The sequence below is a fragment of the Bacillus sp. NS1 genome (assembly GCF_058248265.1).
Genome location: NZ_JBZAZF010000010.1, coordinates 1 through 17828 on the forward strand (window position 1 = coordinate 1; position 17828 = coordinate 17828).

19 protein-coding genes and 2 riboswitches are annotated in these 17828 nt (G+C 41.5%); of the genes, 10 read left to right on the forward strand and 9 right to left on the reverse strand.

The genetic code is table 11. From position 1 onward, the window contains the following. The first annotated feature begins 30 nt into the window (after positions 1-30). Positions 31-261, forward strand: a complete 231-nt coding sequence (locus tag AC4CV5_RS20345) for a helix-turn-helix domain-containing protein (RefSeq protein ID WP_490923739.1) — start codon at positions 31-33, stop codon at positions 259-261. 19 nt (positions 262-280) lie between these two features. Here AC4CV5_RS20345 and AC4CV5_RS20350 read toward each other — a convergent pair whose 3' ends face one another. The 3 genes from AC4CV5_RS20350 to cdoA form a co-directional block, all read right to left on the reverse strand. Continuing rightward, positions 281-1135: an Abi family protein gene (locus tag AC4CV5_RS20350; protein ID WP_490923740.1), complete on the reverse strand. Its 855-nt coding sequence runs from the start codon at positions 1133-1135 to the stop codon at positions 281-283. A 238-nt stretch (positions 1136-1373) separates the two neighbouring features. After that, positions 1374-1712, reverse strand: coding sequence for a YolD-like family protein (locus tag AC4CV5_RS20355; protein WP_490923742.1), 339 nt, complete (start codon positions 1710-1712; stop codon positions 1374-1376). A 420-nt stretch (positions 1713-2132) separates the two neighbouring features. Then, the gene (gene cdoA / locus AC4CV5_RS20360) at positions 2133-2618 is read right to left on the reverse strand and encodes a cysteine dioxygenase (RefSeq protein ID WP_490923743.1); all 486 of its coding nucleotides are present in this window, start codon (positions 2616-2618) and stop codon (positions 2133-2135) included. 521 nt (positions 2619-3139) lie between these two features. On the opposite strand from cdoA, the gene AC4CV5_RS20365 reads away from it, so the two are divergent. The 3 genes from AC4CV5_RS20365 to AC4CV5_RS20375 all read left to right on the forward strand — a co-directional run bounded on the left by AC4CV5_RS20365 (position 3140) and on the right by AC4CV5_RS20375 (position 6057). After that, positions 3140-4675, forward strand: coding sequence for an MFS transporter (locus tag AC4CV5_RS20365; protein WP_490923744.1), 1536 nt, complete (start codon positions 3140-3142; stop codon positions 4673-4675). 161 nt (positions 4676-4836) lie between these two features. Beyond that, complete coding sequence (locus tag AC4CV5_RS20370; RefSeq protein WP_490923745.1) at positions 4837-5685, forward strand: glucosaminidase domain-containing protein; 849 nt, start codon at positions 4837-4839, stop codon at positions 5683-5685. A 108-nt stretch (positions 5686-5793) separates the two neighbouring features. Then, positions 5794-6057, forward strand: a complete 264-nt coding sequence (locus AC4CV5_RS20375; protein ID WP_003222348.1) for a YiaA/YiaB family inner membrane protein — start codon at positions 5794-5796, stop codon at positions 6055-6057. 37 nt (positions 6058-6094) lie between these two features. Here the strand turns inward: AC4CV5_RS20375 and ktrB are convergent, their stop codons facing one another. The 4 genes from ktrB to gbsR all read right to left on the reverse strand — a co-directional run bounded on the left by ktrB (position 6095) and on the right by gbsR (position 9770). Next, on the reverse strand, positions 6095-7432 hold the full coding sequence (gene ktrB, locus AC4CV5_RS20380) for a Ktr system potassium transporter KtrB (protein WP_490923748.1): 1338 nt from the start codon (positions 7430-7432) through the stop codon (positions 6095-6097). Between the two features lie 6 nt (positions 7433-7438). After that, positions 7439-8107: a potassium uptake protein KtrA gene (gene ktrA / locus AC4CV5_RS20385; protein WP_326221947.1), complete on the reverse strand. Its 669-nt coding sequence runs from the start codon at positions 8105-8107 to the stop codon at positions 7439-7441. Positions 8108-8180: 73 nt separating this feature from the next. Then, positions 8181-8329: riboswitch (cyclic di-AMP (ydaO/yuaA leader) on the reverse strand. A gap of 146 nt (positions 8330-8475) precedes the next feature. Then, positions 8476-9021, reverse strand: coding sequence for a biofilm surface layer hydrophobin BslA (gene bslA, locus AC4CV5_RS20390; RefSeq protein ID WP_166849219.1), 546 nt, complete (start codon positions 9019-9021; stop codon positions 8476-8478). 206 nt (positions 9022-9227) lie between these two features. Beyond that, entirely contained in the window at positions 9228-9770 is a 543-nt protein-coding gene (gbsR, locus tag AC4CV5_RS20395) for a transcriptional regulator GbsR (protein WP_248602129.1), read from the reverse strand. Positions 9771-9968: 198 nt separating this feature from the next. On the opposite strand from gbsR, the gene betB reads away from it, so the two are divergent. The 3 genes from betB (at position 9969) to AC4CV5_RS20410 (ending at position 13331) form a co-directional block, all read left to right on the forward strand. Further along, positions 9969-11441: a betaine-aldehyde dehydrogenase gene (betB, locus tag AC4CV5_RS20400; RefSeq protein ID WP_326221944.1), complete on the forward strand. Its 1473-nt coding sequence runs from the start codon at positions 9969-9971 to the stop codon at positions 11439-11441. A gap of 15 nt (positions 11442-11456) precedes the next feature. Further along, positions 11457-12665 (forward strand): choline dehydrogenase, encoded by a 1209-nt coding sequence (gbsB, locus tag AC4CV5_RS20405; protein WP_490923750.1) that lies wholly within the window; start codon positions 11457-11459, stop codon positions 12663-12665. A gap of 87 nt (positions 12666-12752) precedes the next feature. Beyond that, on the forward strand, positions 12753-13331 hold the full coding sequence (locus AC4CV5_RS20410; protein ID WP_166849228.1) for an MOSC domain-containing protein: 579 nt from the start codon (positions 12753-12755) through the stop codon (positions 13329-13331). Between the two features lie 5 nt (positions 13332-13336). Here AC4CV5_RS20410 and AC4CV5_RS20415 read toward each other — a convergent pair whose 3' ends face one another. Then, positions 13337-13825 carry a DinB family protein gene (locus tag AC4CV5_RS20415; RefSeq protein WP_326221940.1) on the reverse strand — a complete coding sequence of 163 codons (489 nt, stop codon included), beginning with the start codon at positions 13823-13825 and terminating at the stop codon, positions 13337-13339. Positions 13826-13993: 168 nt separating this feature from the next. On the opposite strand from AC4CV5_RS20415, the gene AC4CV5_RS20420 reads away from it, so the two are divergent. The 3 genes from AC4CV5_RS20420 to AC4CV5_RS20430 are packed head-to-tail and all read left to right on the forward strand — an operon-like array spanning position 13994 to position 16613. After that, positions 13994-14518, forward strand: a complete 525-nt coding sequence (locus tag AC4CV5_RS20420) for an NfeD family protein (RefSeq protein ID WP_490923752.1) — start codon at positions 13994-13996, stop codon at positions 14516-14518. Positions 14519-14538: 20 nt separating this feature from the next. Beyond that, the gene (gene floT / locus AC4CV5_RS20425; RefSeq protein ID WP_222141917.1) at positions 14539-16074 is read left to right on the forward strand and encodes a flotillin lipid rafts scaffold protein FloT; all 1536 of its coding nucleotides are present in this window, start codon (positions 14539-14541) and stop codon (positions 16072-16074) included. A gap of 17 nt (positions 16075-16091) precedes the next feature. Continuing rightward, a complete protein-coding gene (locus AC4CV5_RS20430; protein WP_490923753.1) occupies positions 16092-16613 on the forward strand; it encodes a GNAT family N-acetyltransferase in 522 nt (173 codons plus the stop codon). A 40-nt stretch (positions 16614-16653) separates the two neighbouring features. Here the strand turns inward: AC4CV5_RS20430 and thiT are convergent, their stop codons facing one another. Beyond that, positions 16654-17232, reverse strand: a complete 579-nt coding sequence (thiT, locus tag AC4CV5_RS20435) for an energy-coupled thiamine transporter ThiT (RefSeq protein WP_166849240.1) — start codon at positions 17230-17232, stop codon at positions 16654-16656. Positions 17233-17332: 100 nt separating this feature from the next. Further along, positions 17333-17434: riboswitch (TPP riboswitch) on the reverse strand. Positions 17435-17828 lie beyond the last annotated feature (394 nt).

The window sequence follows — 17828 nt, forward strand, 5'->3', positions numbered from 1 at the left end:
GATTCATTATGATGTGGAGAGAAAGCCGACATGAAAGAAAGCGAAAAAATTAAGTTTATCCAGGAAGAAGTTTTGACTGCAGCGGAAGCGGGGGAGCTGCTTGGAGTCACTCGGCAACGTTTAAGCACGCTTGTGACTTCCGGAAAGCTCAGGCCGGTTAAAAAGGTTGGGACAGTTGCGTTGTTTTTGCTTGGACATGTACAAGCTCTTAAAAAAGAATTAGAAGCCGGCCGGAAGAAATACCGGCCGTATGACGAATAACCCTTCCGTACAAGAAGGGTTATTTTATTATGCTTGTCCAATTGTCTTTGAAACCTAAGTGGTGTAATTCAATTACATCAGAATATTCATCAATTAACAAAACAAAATAATTGATAAATCTTTGCCATTCAGTTTCAGGGAGTAATCTTTTAATAATATAAATAACTGATATCAATCTCTCATTGTTGATCTTGACGTTTTTAAATAATTTAATAGAGAAGGAGAATTTTTTATTATAAACTCTTGAATAATGAGCACATGTATTTCTAACGATGGTTAAAGCATGTAACCAGTTACTAAGGTGTGCTTGTGATACTCCATAGAATTTTTTTGCGATTTCCTTTTTATCTTCATTTCTCATATTTTGATAGAATTTAGATAGAACATCCATTGTAAATAGTTCAATAACTGCCCATAATGGCAGTTGGTTTTCGTACTTGTTCCTGTGATGAATAACAAATAATTCATGGCTTTGGTTAATCTTTTTTTCAATAATCTCAATAAAACGTTGATGTTGATCTTCAAAGAAGAAATTTTCTGACTTTTTATAACCTAAACCACCATACTTTTGAGAAAACTCATAAGCGAGTTGAGCTCTAAAAGTTACTTCTATGTATTCAGTAGCCTCCAGTAAGAGCCTTCTTAATTTTGTATCAAAATCATGTATTCTAACAGCTTTATTAAAAGTTGCTGTTTTATCAAAAGTGTTATCTTTTTTTAAAGTGAGCATGTAACCTGTAAGCCGATAATAATTGATTTTTTTTAGCGTTTCTAAAGCAAAGTCTTCATCTTCAACATGCAATCCGCGTTCTTTAAGTATTGTGAGTTGTTCTGCATGAGTTTTAAACACCTTAGGAGTTATAACCTCTGACATTTTTTACCATCCTTAAATATAAAAAAGTCTCACCGTGGTCCGCATTGTTCAAGTGAACAAGAGGCGTGTGAGCTCTGTTAAGTACATATTACTACGTAATAAAAAATGCGTCAATAAGAACGCACAAAAAATGTCTCAAAAACGAGGGGAAAATTGTTTCATTTATGCAGTGTATTATTGTTTCAAAAAATGCTGTCGATTTTGTACTAAATTATCACTTACTTTATTCGAACAATTTTTATTTCTCATACGTCATAATAGTTAACAACGAATCAAATCCAATAAAATTTGTATCACCTTTTAAATCCTTCACATGCAGCTTCTGCTTTATTTCATCTATGTAATGAACATGTCCTGTTACTTTCTCTATAAAGCCGTCTCTGTATACTCTGATGACCAGAGCGGAATTAAACTCCATGGCTTCGCAAATAGTACGTGCCATTTCCTCCAGCTGGTATTCATCGAGAATGGGTTTTTTGATTTTTTGAACTTCTCTCTTCCTATTTAACAGTGCATCCCTTTGCTCAGGCAATATGAATTTTTGTTCCCATCTCTTATCGTAAATTCCTTCATTCATTCCGATCATCTCCTTGAGCAAATTATATGCGAACAAACGTTCTTTTATCAACAGAGAAAATAATGGAATATCAGGTCTTATATTTGAAGTCTGGTTTAGTTAAAGAAGAATGTTATAATGCCTTTTGGGGACAGATGGGGACGAATTGGGGACCAACATCCTCATTTTTAATCAAAAAAGAATATTTTTAATCAGAAACTTATGTAAGAAAACCCTATAAAATAGGGTTTAGAAATAAAACTTCTGTTCGTATCAGAAACACATCTCCACACTGGCAGCGTAGAGGTCAGGGGTTCGAGCCCCCTTGGCTCCATACCTTTAAACCCTTATTCTATAAGGGTTTTTTTGTTTGTGAGAAAAAGGCCATTCGTTGAACCCTTTTGTTGATCAAAAGTCAAAATAAAGCAGTTTACATGTAAATCATGAATTTTCCAATACACCCCTTTGTTCCTCGAAGACCGTCATGGCTTCCAAAGGGGGTGAGTAGACATGAAGAGACACCATTCGTTCGGACGTAGGATTGGACATTTTGTGAATTAACCCTTTTGTTGAAATAAGGCATTCCCCTTCATTGACAAGGTATGAATGGGAGAGTTCTGCGTGTTCGCCGATTGAGTGATAAATTGAATTAAGAAGCTTTCCTTCTAGCACCATTGCACAACCAATGGAGTGGCCATGATCGTGGACTGCTGTCTCTTTATTTGGTGGAATATTAATAACGATAACTTCCAATTCGTTGTTTCTAAAGATTGCATTTCGCCCGTAAGCGTACTGGTCTGGTTCCTTAATATACGGTTGACTCAATGTTGATGCGTTTGGAATTTGTTTTAAAGAAGTTGCCAAATCTTTAACCGATGGATTTTTCAAGCCACTAAAAATGTTTTGGATGCACTCATACAGTTCCATTCGTTTTTGCCTCCCGGAATATTTAAAAATTAACTAGCATTGGTATTTCGCAGATTAATTCATGGTATTTACCCATATACAATTTAGAGGCGGCAAACGCCCAGTGAACACAAAAAAATTGTGCGGCTAACATGTGGTCTTATCACCAATTTATTCGAGTTTATTAGTTGGAATAGTGATTTGAAAGGGTTAAAAACGGCGTGGCTTAAAATGCTTGAGGGAGCATGCAGGGACCTAATAAGTATAAGTACTAGCCCTCTGGTATCCAAAACACGATATCGGGCAAAAGCTGTTCAGTCTTTTATTCTGTGCTTGAAATTGCGCCATTGACAAAACATAATCGATTTGGAATAATGTTTGAGTATATGCTCATTTGTTCACATAATTATAATCAAATAATATCATTTCCTAAGATAGGGAGAGTATTAAATGAAAGCTAATGGCATGCAAAATCTATTAGCTTCTTTTGTTTTCAAAAAATGATGTATTTCGTATGTATTCATATAGGAAGGAATGACAACATGAAGACAAAACACTATTGGGTGATTTCTTTGCTCGCCGTTTTAGCGGTCGGGCCGGGATTGATGTCTAACACTGCATTGTCGTCAGTTCAAGGTCTTGTTCAGAAGACAGTTGGAACAAGTGACTTCACATCGGTGAATCCAATATTGATCGGCAATATGGCCTTTGCTTTATTAGTGCCGGCAGGACCGCTGCTGAGGAAAAAATTCGGTGCCCGTCCAATCTATCTGGCTTCATTACCCGTTTTTATACTTGGCTCCCTGCTTTTCGCATTTTCCAGCGGTATTACGTGGATGGCGGCAGGGCGCTTTTTACAGGGAGCGGCTACAGGTGTCATGCTGATGATTATGATTCCAATGCTTGTTCTGTCATTTCCGACTGACCGCAGAAACTATGCGCTGCTGGTACTGATCGGGGGGTTTTATGGCTCCGTTATCATCGGCACGATTCTAGGAACGATTGCAACAAGCTACGGGCACTGGAGATGGCTGTTTTTCATCTTTGGGGCGCTGTCACTGATCGGTCTCGCTGTGAGCTATTTCTTTCTTCATGATGAGCATCATGGATCGGCAGAACAAGAACAGCCGCTAGATAGTGCAGGAATCATTTTATCTGTGTGTCTTGCTGGAGCCTCAGCGATTACATTCATTTTTCTGCAAAAATGGGGACTTTCATCAGGTTATGTATGGACTGGCTTTGGGGTTACATTATGTTTGCTCCTTGTTCTATTGATTGTCGAATATAAAGTGAGAAACCCCTTCATTTCTATTAAACTGATGCTGCTGCCAAAACCGGTGCTCGGCTTATTCATCATAGCTGCAGGAACGATAACGGTAGCTGTCAGCCTTTCTGCTTTTCAAGGATTGCTCCGTCAAATGTACGATATTTCTCAGGAGCATCTCATTCTTTTAAACTTAACTCTTTTAATCGGAGTGGCGATCGCCGCCATTGTGAGCGCTTTGTTTTATGATAAAGTCGGGCCCGGGGTGCTCGGTATTATAGGCGCTCTCATTCTCGTATTTGTGAATTTTCAATGGTTGCATATGCAGGATCAATCGTCTCTCTATATGTTTGCAGTGCTGTTTATCATGCTTGCCGCTGGAACGGGACTGACAGTCGCCGCAGGGCTGATGGGAGCTGCTATGGGCGGACCGCTGCCTGATTTGGTCAAGAGAATGACAGCTGTTCAGTTTTTAAGATTGTTTGTCTATATGGGAGTTCCAATCCTCATCGGATTTTTCACAAAAAAAGATGCTGCCAGACAAAGCGGTTCGATACAGGATTCTATGATGACTGCTTATCATGATCTCTTTTTCATTTCTTTTATCCTCAGTGTGCTGCTCGTTTGCCTGTCATTCTGTATGAACGCGACAGGTATGGGGCACAAGCTGGCACATAAACCGCATGATAAAGCGAAAACAGCTCCGGAAAAACTGGCCGTTTCAGCACAAGGATTGCCAAAGGATGCTGTCCAATCACATAAAGTGATACATGATACAGAATATCGTAATGCACTCAGAAATTTACTAAAATAGATACATGATCAAAACCTTTTCCTTGAGGGAAAGGTTTTTTTGTTTGCGATCTTTTCACAACTTTATCCCTAAAGAATTGAAAAATATTAGAAGTGCAAGTAAAATTCTAAAAGGTAGATTCTTTTACATTCGTAATCTTTTAACCCAAAGGAAGGTTTTTCATGGCCCGTAAAAAACTGAAAAAACGTAGACTCTTCTTTTCACTATTTTTCATTGTATCGATTCCGCTCGCCCTGTTTGTTTTAGCGACAACGTTATCAAAACCGATTGAAACATCCAAAGAGCCTGAAGAAATTGATGAACGGCAGGTATTTATAGACAGTCTGTCCGGACATGCACAAATTTTGTATGAGAAATATCATGTCCTCCCCAGCATCACGATCGCTCAGGCCATTCTCGAATCCGACTGGGGGAACAGCGAGCTTGCTGCTCAGGCCAACAACCTTTTTGGTGTAAAAGGAAATTATAAAGGCCATCATGTCACGATGGAAACGGACGAATTTGAAAAAGGGAAAAGAAAAACCATTCGCGCGAAGTTTCGAAAATACAGCACGTTTTTTGAATCTATGGATGATCACGCCCAATTGTTTGTCCGCGGCACATCGTGGAATAAAAAGAAGTATAAACCGGTGCTTGAGGCTGAGGATTATAAGGAAGCGGCAACAGCTTTGCAAACAGCAGGATATGCTACAGACCCTGACTACGCTGACAAAATCAGCAATATTGTGGAAAAATACGATTTAGATGAGTACGATGAGGTAAATCCATCCCTTAAATCAGTGGATTTAAACGCCTCGATTAAAGACAGTGCCGTCCAAGACATATGGTCCAAGCCTTCTACTGATGATCGGTCCATAAAGCTCACCTCTGCCCAATCTTACATCGGCAAAGACATAAAGGTTGTATCTAAAAAGCAGCAAGGCCAGTCTGTATGGTACCAATTCCAAATCAATGATAAACTCATCGGCTGGATTGATGATTCAGCTGTTGAAATAAAGGAAGCAACCTGAGCCCTTTTTCCTGGTATTTTTAATTCTTTGTTCCATTCAGGGGAATTTGAGGTATAATATTCCACGGAAGTTATCACTTTTTGACTATGCTTTCAGGAGGGAACAAAGGTGCAGAAATATAGACGGAGAAACACGGTTGCCTTTACAGTATTAGCTTATTTCACTTTTTTTGCGGGAGTATTTTTGTTTAGTATCGGACTCTATAATGCTGATAATCTGGAACTCAATGAAAAAGGCTATTACATCGCTGTTATGATACTTGTAGCTGTCGGTGCGATTCTTACACAAAAAGTGACCCGTGATAACGCAGAGGATAACGAAATCATCGCGGAACAGGAAAAAAGACAAAATCAATCTCATATCGAATCATAAAAAAATCCGGCGCCTAAATCGCCGGATTTTTTTGTTATCACCCCGTAAACACCTCGCCGTCAGGGTAACGAATATTTGATTTCTCTGTTTTTGCAAATGAAAACACGAACGTCAAAGGGCCAATTCTTCCGATGAACATGATGACAATAATGATACATTTTCCCGCTTCTGTGAGTTCAGGAGTCAATCCCATCGATAGACCGACAGTTCCGAATGCGGAAAAGGTTTCAAACACAATTTGAATAAACGGCGCTTGTTCTGTGATCGTCAGGGCGAATATCCCTAAAAACACGATGAACAAACCGGTGACGCTCACAGCTAAAGCTTTAATGATAATCGGATATTTGATGGAGCGGCGGAAAATAACCGTTTCTTTTTTACCTCGCAAATATGCGATCACAGACATTAAAATCACGATGAACGTAGTCAGCTTAATGCCGCTCGCCGTTGAAGCGCTGCCTGCTCCGATAAACATTAATAATAAAATGAATACAATCGTTCCTTCTCTCATGCTCCCAATATCAAGAGAATTGAAGCCAGCGGTTCTCGGCGTCACAGCCTGAAAATAGGAAGCCCATAGTTTATCTCCTATATGCAGGTGGCCGAGCGTACCGGGGTTGCTGTACTCTAAAATAAAGATCACAAGCATGGCGACCGCATTCAGAATCAGGGTTCCTGTAAGCATGATTTTCGTATGTAGAGAAAAGGCTTTAAATCGCCGATTTTTCATAATGTCAAACAGAACGGTAAATCCAATCCCTCCTGTAATAAATAAGAAAGTAATCACTAGGTTAACTGTAGGGTCGCCAACGTAGCTCATCAAATTATCCGGCCACAACGAAAACCCGGCATTGTTAAAAGCAGAGATTGCGTGAAATAGACTGGCAAACAAGCCGAATGCCCAGCCATACTGGGGGACAAGCCTGATGGATAAGATGAGTGCTGCTATCAACTCAATACTGATGGAAAACAGAAACAGGACTTTGACAAGGCCTATAACGCCGCCAATTGTCGGCTGGTTTAAGGCTTCCTGTACCAGCATTCGTTCTTTTAATCCGATTTTTTTCCCTAATATCATGACGATCAAAACAGCAAAAGTCATAAATCCAAGCCCGCCGATCTGGATCAGCCCCATGATGACAGTTTGCCCGAAAAGTGTAAATTCTGTACCGGTATCGACAACTGCAAGCCCTGTAACTGTTGTAGCGGAAGCTGCAGTAAAAAGGGCATCTATCCATGACAATGGCTTCATTGTAGAAATCGGAAGCTTTAACAGCACAGCCCCGATGATAATGGTAAGAAAAAAACCAATTGCAAGCACTTGAGGCGGTGTAAAACGAACCCATTTGATCACTTTGTCCTTTTGAAGTGTCACCTATGTCTACATCCCTTCGTTTTCAAAACGTTTAATATCCTTTTTATGCCCCATGATTACCAGGCAATCCTGTTCGTGAATGATGTCTTCAGGTGCGGGAGAAAGACGGATATCTCCATGATGTTTAATCGCCAGGATTGTACAGCCGTACTTCGCTCTTACATTCAGGTCAATAATCGATTTTGAATCAAGCTTGTGTGTTGCCAGCAGCTCGACAATACTGTAATCATCAGATAAATCAATGTAATTCAAAACGTTCTCGTCAGAAAGGCTTTGTGCGATCTTGACGCCCATATCCTTTTCAGGATGAATAATGCGGTCAGCACCGATTTTTTCAAGTACCTTATGATGATAATGGTTTTGAGCCTTTACCCAAATATTTGGGATGTCAAACTCTTTTAATAATAGGGTGGTCAGGGTGCTCGCTTGAATATTTGCTCCAATTGCAACAATCACATATTCAAAATTGCGTATTCCTAACGAAAGCAATTCGTTTTCTTCGGTGGCATTGGCAATTACCGCATGAGTTGCGTAAGAAGCGTATGCATTTACCTTTTCTTCGTTGATATCAACTGCAAGGACCTCATGGCCCATTCTGTGCAGCTCTTTGCAAATGCTTCCGCCAAACCGGCCCAGTCCGATCACGGCAAATTGCTTATTTTTTATTCTTCCCAATGTTCATAACTCCCTTAGTAAAATTAACGTTTTTGAGCAAAAAAAGACCATTTCGAAGAATGGTCGCTAATAGACCTCCTCTCTGTAAACGCCTACGAGGTTAGCTGTCGGATTAGGGATTCAGAGTACCCCCTCTTACTTAGTAAGATTCACCCCAAGGCTGTTAAAAAAACAGCCAATCGTTGGTTCCCCCGTTCGTGTTTGATTAAGCGGTAAAAGAGACTGTATGAAATTGAACACTCAAGAATTTACTCCTGTTTCTAGAGTTTGTCAATTTAAATTTTTAACCAGAAAAAAGAAAAATGGAAATAGAGGAAAAAGGGGAGGTCAAAACACAAAAAAGACCGGCATTAACCGGTCTTTTGAGATTAGTTGCAGCCGCACGGCTGAGTCGGAGGAGTGCTGCGCTTAGCCACGTCAATGCTGGCTTCTGCGTAAAATTTATTTCCGATGCTCAATGATTTATTCTCCGCACGGAAAGTATATGTACCAGCGGCAGGAAGTGTTTTGTTATTCAGTTTTAATTTGAATTCGCCAGCTCCTAACAAATCAAGTGCCAGAGGGATTCTTACTGTTTTCCCGTTATTAAGGATCTGTGTTTCACGCAACGCACGTCCGTTCATTGTGTCTTTCGTATTTGCAGTAAATCCGCTTGGCAATGTAAATTCCATAACGCCAAGGCTGAGAAGCGTGTTTGGACGATACGTCAACTCGATATCTGAGAAAGACCATTCCGTTTTGCTGGCCCCTGTGATTGTTGCAAACAATGAAGCTGTTGACTGTGTTCTCATAGTAGACTCAGTATGAGCGGAAGTTGATTTAGATTCAGCCGCGAAAGAAGCTGAAGGAGCAGAAACGAGTAAACCTAGACTTAATGCACCGATTGCCAGAGAAGATAATAATTTGCGTTTCATAATAAAATTCCCCCTAAAAAGTTATAAAATATACAGGCCTGCCCGCTTTTCACCTCCTCTGAACGGCCAAATACAAATTTTACCTACATAAAATTACCATCAAATATTTTGGAAGTAAATGGGGTGTTTTTCCCGTATTTTTCAAATTTGTAGTAATTTCATATAAAAGAACAAAAAAACGCCCGGTTTCCCAGGCGTTTTCTGTTTTACTTTGTTTCAATCGGTATAAATTTGAAAATTTCCCCGCTCTGCACCGATTCAGCAAGACGCTTCAGCCAGTCATAGTAGGCTTTAGAGCTTTCCAGCTGCTCGTATAACTGCAGCGCTTCATTTTTGATGTCCTCACTGAGACCTTCCTTGCTTAAAATCTCTTGTAAATCAGCCTGAGCTTCCTCAATCGCTGCTACATTCACTTGAACTTCCCGCTCCCATTTAGGCGGAAAGAAATTAGTAAAAAATTTAAAGAAATCTTTTTCAGCCACAAACGTATGCTTGCGGATGCCCCGGTGAAATGTTTTTTTCACTACATTTAAGTCCTGAAGTTTTTTGACACCTGTGCTCATGCTTGGCTTGCTCATTTGCAATTCCTCACGCATTTCGTCAAGCGTCATCTCATCCCTCATATACATCGTCCCATATAAAATCCCGACACTGCGGGTAATTCCGTAAAGATCCATCGTTTCAGCAATGGAGTCGATAACAAGATCCCGTGCCTGTTCTATAGCTGCAAATTCTGGATTTTCATCCATACTGACCCTCTTTTCCATTAGAAAATTAAATTCGTTAAGTTATTTCTTTATGTTCTTTATCTTAACGAAACATATAGAAAAGTCAAAAAGAAAAATCGAAATGGGGCTTTGACAGTTTAAAATCCGTATGTTAGATTAAGATTGTTAAAAACATTAAATTTTTATTTAACAAACTTTATTTACGTCAAGGAGGCTTATATGAGTCAAACATTATATATTGACGGAGAATGGATCAGTGCCGAAAAAGAGCAGATCCGCAGCATTATCAATCCATTTAATCAAGAAGAAATTGCAACTGTAAGCGAAGGAGGGCGAGAGGACGCCATCAAGGCAATCGCAGCCGCGCGAAGAGCATTTGACAAAGGCGAATGGCCATCTCTATCCGGACTTGAACGCGGGAAAATTGTTCTGAAAATTGCGGAATTAATCAGACGCGACCTTGATGAGCTGGCTGAGCTTGAATCGCTTGATACGGGAAAAACACTCGAAGAAAGCAAGGCGGATATGGACGATATCGCCAATGTTTTTCAATATTATGCTGGATTGGCAGATAAAGATGGCGGAGAGATCATTTCATCTCCGATCCCTGATTCACAAAGCAAAATCATCAGAGAGCCAATCGGGGTATGCGGCCAGATTACTCCGTGGAATTATCCGCTCCTCCAAGCGAGCTGGAAAATCGCACCTGCACTGGCTGCAGGAAATACGATCGTCATGAAGCCGAGTGAGATTACACCGCTGACGACAATCAAAGTTTTTAAGCTGATGGAGGAAGCTGGTGTTCCAAAAGGTGTCGCAAATCTTGTCCTTGGACCGGGAGAAACAGTTGGCGACGAACTTGCCGTAAACAAAGACGTCGATTTGATTTCCTTTACAGGGGGAATCGAAACAGGCAAAAAAATCATGCGGGCAGCAAGCGGAAACGTCAAAAAAATTGCGCTTGAACTTGGCGGAAAAAATCCAAATATTGTGTTCAAGGACGCAGATTTAGAGGTTGCGGTCGATCAGGCATTAAACGCTGTATTTTTCCACGCCGGGCAAGTATGCTCAGCCGGTTCCCGCTTGCTTGTTGAAGATGCCATTCACGATCAATTTTTAGCAGAGCTTGTCAAACGGGCAAAACGCATAAAACTCGGAAATGGTTTTCACGCAGAGACAGAAAGCGGCCCGCTTATTTCTGCAGAGCACAGGGCAAAAGTAGAAAAATATGTAGAGATCGGAATAGAAGAAGGCGCGAAGCTGGAGACAGGAGGCAAACGTCCGGAAGACCCTGCGCTGCAAAATGGTTTTTTCTATGAACCTACTATTTTCTCAAACTGTAAATCTGACATGAGAATCGTTCAAGAAGAGGTTTTCGGCCCTGTCCTGACAGTCGAAACCTTCAGCTCGGAAGAAGAGGTTATCGCGCTTGCGAATGATACCATCTATGGTTTGGCCGGAGCGGTGTGGTCAAAAGATATTGAAAAGTGCGAACGCGTAGCAGCCTGCTTGAGAATGGGAACAGTTTGGATTAACGATTTCCATCCGTACTTTGCGCAGGCGCCATGGGGCGGCTATAAGCAATCCGGGTTCGGACGCGAGCTTGGAAAAATAGGTCTTGAGGAATACACCGAAGTCAAACATGTGTATCGCAATACAAAACCGGCAGCGGTTAAATGGTTCAATTCATAAGAGGGGGAGTTAATGATGACATTAAATATGAAAATAGAAAGCATGAACAAATTCCACACATTTGAAATTCCAACTGTGATTAAGCACGGAATCGGAGCCGTCAAGAATACGGGTGAAGAAGTAGTTGCGCTGGGCGTTTCAAAAGCACTTCTTGTCACAGACCCTGGAATTTATAAAGCCGGCGTCGTAGATCCGGTTATCGAATCACTTAAAGAAGCAGGCATTGAAGTGGTGCTCTTTAATAAAGTAGAGCCAAACCCGCCTGTCCGTCTGGTGAATGAAGGGTCTGAGCTTTACAAAAAAGAGAACTGTAATGGTTTGGTGGCAGTCGGAGGCGGAAGCTCCATGGATACTGCAAAAGCAATCGGAGTAGAAGCGACTCACGAAGGAAGCGTACTGGATTATGAAGCGGCAGATGGGAAAAAACCGCTGGAAAACCGTATTCCTCCGCTGACAACAATTCCGACAACGGCTGGAACAGGATCAGAAGTAACCCAATGGGCGGTTATCACAGATGAAGAAAGAGAATTCAAATTCAACACAGGCGGTCCGCTGATCGCAGCGCACCTGACCATCATTGATCCTGAGCTTCATGTTTCAATGCCTCCGCATGTAACAGCGATGACAGGAATTGATGCACTTGCTCATGCCATTGAGTGCTATACAATGAAATTTGCGCAGCCAATCACGGATGCAGTTGCCTTGATGGCGATTGAATATGCCGCTCATTACATTAAAAGAGCATTTGCTGACGGAGAGGATCTGGAAGCTAGATACGGAATGGCACAGGCTGCGATGCTTGCAGGTCTTTCTTACGGCAGTGAATCAGCCGGCGCGGCTCATGCGATGAGTCAAACGCTTGGCGGTATTATCCCAGTCGCTCACGGTCAATGTGTGGCTGCGATGATGGGCCCTGTCATGGAATACAATTGGAAGGGGTACCCTGAGAAATTTGCGCGTATTGCGAAAGCGTTCGGTATTGATACAAGCAATATGACAACAGAAGAAGCTGCGAAAGCATCTGTCAATTGGATGTATGACCTGGTCGAGGACTTAGAAGTACCAACTTTAGAAGAGCAGGGAGTATCTCCAGATATGATCGAACGCTTGTCAAAAGAAGCGATGAAAGATCCGCAAACCTTCGGAAACCCTAGAGATTTAAATGAAAAAGCATACAATTGGATCTACAAGCGCTGCTTTAACCTTACACCTAAAACGGTATAACGGCATGTCCCGCTCCTTTACAGAGCGGGATTTTTTTGGATAATGAAGTATAGATGGAAATTTTAGAGAAGAAGGAAGGTGCTGCTGATGTGGAAGCGTATGACCGCAAAAGCGGAAGGCGTATATATCGCAGATACAGAAAGCTTCGTAACAAAGCAAATGGACAAGCTTGATTTTGATTATGGCGGCATCCCCGGCGACTTGCATTTTGGCCTGACCAAAAAAGCGGGAGCCAGAGAACCGATGTTTTCAAGAGGGACTGAAATTTTCAACCGGAGACAAATTTCTATCGTTTCAATAGAGGAATGTGATGAAATTGCTTTAAAAATGGGAGTGCCGAGCATTTTGCCAGAATGGCTTGGGGCGAATGTGGCAGTCAGTGGCATACCTGATCTTACTTCGTTAAAAGAAGGAAGCCGGCTCATTTTTCCAAGCGGAGCCGCTTTGCTGTGTGAGGGAGAAAATGATCCGTGTATTCAGCCGGGAGAAGTCATTCAGTCTTATTATCCAGACAAGCTGAAGCTGGCGCCAGCTTTCGTCCGTCACGCTCTAGGCATAAGAGGGATTGTCTGCATTGTTGAGAGACCTGGTGCTGTTTACGCCGGTGATGAAATAGAAGTTCATTCCTATCAGAGGAAAGTCAAACGAAAAGCAGAAAGGGTCTGATCAAATCAGGCCCTTTCTACCTTTTCTTTAATTTCTTTAATCTGGCTGAGGTGCCGTTTTTCATGATGTCCAATAAAATCGATCCACTGTCTGACAGTCAGCTCTTGAAATACAGGATGAGGAAGCACTCTCTCAAAATCTTCTTCTTTCAGAGAGGCAATTGCTGCTGTCAGCTGCTCTCTTACCACATCAAGCTCGCGTTTCATTTGGCTGCCTGAAATAAAATCATGCTCAGGCTCAAGGTGACTCGGAGCCTTCCGTTTATTATTTCTGTCCTGTGCTACCTCAAGCGGTTTTTCTTCAACTTCTTTAATAGGAGCTTCCTTTACACGTTCCTTCAGCATGTTTTGTGCGGCCATATCGATTTTTCTCAAATGGTCAAGCACTTCCCGTATGCTCCATTCGTCAGCAGAGGGCTTTTGATTCAGCTTTTCGTCAGAAAGTCCTTTCACTTCGTTCCACGTTTCTAATCTGGCTTCATTAAAGATACTCATCATATCTCCTCCTAAAATGACATTACCATATATATAAGCAATTTTCATTTATCAAGCACTTCAAAATGGGTTATTTATCTTAAAATTTTGAAACCTTTCCCGTTGTATCTCGTATAAATGGTAACGGCAGCCGTTCATCAATGCATTGATGAAGAAAGGATGAGGAAGTTGGAGTTACTTGGCGTTCCTATACACACGATTTATCTTTATACGCTTATTATTGCGGGCAGTCTTACGCTGTTATTTCTGTTTTTCGGAGATTTATTTGCAGGGCTGTCAGAAGGCATTCCGTTTTTTAATCCGACATTGGTGCTCGCATTTTTTACATGTTTTTCAGCTGGCGGATATATAGGCGAGCTCATATTGCCCCTGTCGAGCCTGTTGATCGCGCTTTCCTCTTGCATCCTTTCGATCATGCTGGTGGTATTGCTTCACATCTTTGTCTTGGTGCCATTATCATCCGCAGAAGAATCATTGGTTTATAAAGAAGATGATCTAAGAGGAAGAGTCGGTAAAGTAATTACAGCTGTTCCTGTAGATGGGTTTGGTGAGGTGGTCATTGAAGGGATAGGCGGCACCATCTCGAAGTCAGCGGTCAGCTTTAATAATGAGCGGATCAGTTACGGAACAGCGGTTTTGGTCGTAGATGTTAACAACGGAGTTCTTTCGGTCACTCCGCATGAACCTATTTAAAACACAAGGAGGAATGTGATATGACAATGCCGATTATAATTGTCATCGGAGTTGTATTCTTTTTATTAATTGCACTTATTGCCGTGTTTATCACAAAGTATCGTACGGCAGGGCCTGATGAAGCATTAATCGTAACGGGGAGCTATCTGGGCAATAAAAATGTTCATGTCGATGAAGGCGGCAACCGTCTTAAAATCGTCCGCGGCGGAGGAACCTTTGTCCTTCCCGTCTTCCAGCAGGCAGAGCCGCTAAGCCTATTATCAAGCAAACTTGATGTATCGACGCCTGAAGTCTATACAGAACAAGGAGTGCCTGTAATGGCAGATGGAACTGCGATAATTAAAATCGGCGGTTCTATAGGAGAAATCGCTACAGCAGCCGAACAGTTTTTAGGGAAGTCAAAAGATGACCGTGAGCAGGAAGCGCGGGAGGTTTTAGAAGGCCACCTTCGTTCCATTCTCGGTTCAATGACAGTCGAAGAAATCTATAAAAACAGAGAAAAATTCTCTCAGGAGGTACAGCGTGTCGCTTCACAGGATCTCGCAAAAATGGGACTTGTGATTGTCTCCTTTACCATTAAAGATGTGCGTGATAAAAATGGTTATCTTGAATCGTTAGGAAAACCGAGAATTGCCCAAGTAAAACGCGATGCTGATATCGCAACAGCAGAGGCTGATAAAGAAACCCGAATTAAGCGGGCAGAAGCCGATAAAGATGCAAAAAAATCAGAACTAGAACGGGCAACGGAAATCGCTGAAGCTGAAAAAGTCAATCAGCTCAAAATGGCTGAATATCGCAGAGAGCAAGATACGGCAAAAGCGAATGCCGACCAGGCATATGATTTAGAGACTGCCAAGGCGCGCCAGCAAGTCACAGAGCAGGAAATGCAGGTTAAAATTATCGAACGCCAAAAACAAATCGAACTAGAAGAAAAAGAAATTCTTCGCCGTGAACGTCAATATGACTCTGAGGTTAAGAAAAAAGCCGATGCAGATCGTTATTCAGTCGAGCAGTCCGCAGCAGCTGAGAAAGCAAAACAGCTCGCTGAAGCCGATGCCAAGAAATACAGTATAGAAGCAATGGCGAAGGCTGAGGCGGAAAAAGTCAGAATTGACGGGCTGGCAAAAGCAGAAGCTGAAAAAGCAAAAGGGGAAACAGAAGCAGAGGTTATCCGCCTAAAAGGTCTGGCAGAAGCGGAAGCAAAAGAGAAAATTGCGGCTGCCTTTGAACAGTACGGGCAGGCGGCGATTTTCGATATGATCGTAAAAATGCTTCCGGAATACGCGAAACAAGCAGCGGCACCTCTTTCAAATATTGATAAAATCACCGTTGTTGATACAGGAGGAAGCGGTGAGTCAAGCGGCGCCAACAAAGTAACCAGCTATGCGACGAACTTAATGTCAAGCCTGCAAGAAAGCTTAAAAGCATCGTCGGGAATTGACGTAAAAGAAATGATCGAGAACTTTTCAGGAAAAGGAAACGTAAAACAAAGCATTAACGAATTAACAAATGAAATAAAAGACGCAAAAACGGTCCAAAACCAGAATAATGACTAAGGAAAGGATACCAGTGGATGGTAACTGTACGAAAAGCAAAGTTAGAGGATATAAAGGACATTGCAAAAGTGCATGTAGACAGCTGGAGGACAACATATCAAGGAATTGTCCCGGCTGAATACTTAAACAGTCTGAACTACAAGGAATTTAAAGACAAATGGAAAAGTCGCTCGTTAAAAGGTGTATTTGTGGCTCACGATGACAAAGGCTCAATATTCGGCTTTGCTTCATTTGGACCTATTCGCTCTGAACAAGAAGGCTATGACGGCGAGCTATACGCCATTTACCTTTTAGAAGAGCATCAGCGGCAAGGTGCAGGCAGAGCGCTCTTAGCAAAAGGAGCGGAGTTTTTGCTTCATCATGGCTTTTCGAGTATGTTTGCTTGGGTCATTCAGGAGAACCCCTCAATTACATTTTATCAGGCCTATTCACCTGAAAGAGTAGCGGAGGATAGCTTTGAAATCGCAGGAGAAAGGCTGAAAGAAGTAGGGTTTGGCTGGCCGGATCTTTCTGCTTTGAAAACAGTTCTTAATAGATAACAAAAAACACCCCCAGCGAACTGCGCTGGGGGGTGTCATGTTAAGCTTTGTCAGTTTTGAGCAAACGGGGTGCAGTCATAAATAATAAACAAAGGACAATTGCACAGATGATGAATGAAGGAACCATATAAGTAGCATTATAAGTTAAAGAATAAATCCATACCGGCGTTCCTTTTGGAGCATAGCTGCCGAAAAACACTGCCCCTGAAATGACATGCGCGGCATAGCGCAGGAAACTGCCGATAAATACTGCGCTGACTACTGAAACAATCAGCTTCCCTTTTGTTTTTAAAACAGCGGCTTTACGTACAGAAGAAGCGAAACATCCACTTATTCCGATAGCTGCGAACGCGACAATGTAATCTAACAATAGCTGTATAGGATGTTGTGCGAATAAGTTTCCGATTGCTATTTGAACCAGACCTGTCAGCAGGCCGGTAGTAAGGCCTGCTTTGACACCCCACCGAAACGAAATCAAAAAGATCGGAATCATCATGATAGAGACCGAGCCTCCTTGAGGCATTCTAAGAAACATTCCTGAGACGATGTCTAAAATAACAGCAGCTGCAGTCATAATTGCAATTTCAATAAGGCGAACCAGTTGCTTAGATTGATTCATAAAAATCCCCTTTCATTGATAGACAATCCAAAAGGACAACAAAAAAGCAGCACGCGGAAGGATGAGAAAAGTTCCACGCACTGCTTTACGATCTGCAATTCATTTGACTTTGCCACATCCCTACGCCAGCGTTAACTAACAGGTTCAAAGGGTCAGAACGATACCGCTCACTCTCAGCTTTAATGCTCCCCTTGTGGTCATCAATATTTAATTCGTTTCTACTATACAAGAAAAAGAAAAAAACAACAAGATCATACTACATGATGTATATGTTCTTTTAAAATAGTTATATGATAAATATGACATGACGAGAATTATAGTTTATTTGTTTTATAGAATTTTTTTTGAAAAAACTATTGCAATAAATAAATACAGGTGTTATATTATTAAACGTCGCTGATGAACAGCAGACAAAACAAGAAGCTTCAAAACAATTCGAAAAAAGTTGTTGACAAAAAATAAGCTGAATGTTATATTAGTAAAGCTGCTTCATTGAGAGGCAACAGAATGATCTTTGAGAACTAAACAAGACAAAACGTACCTGTTAATTCATTTTTATAAAATCGCACAGCGATGTGCGTAGTCAGTCAAACTAG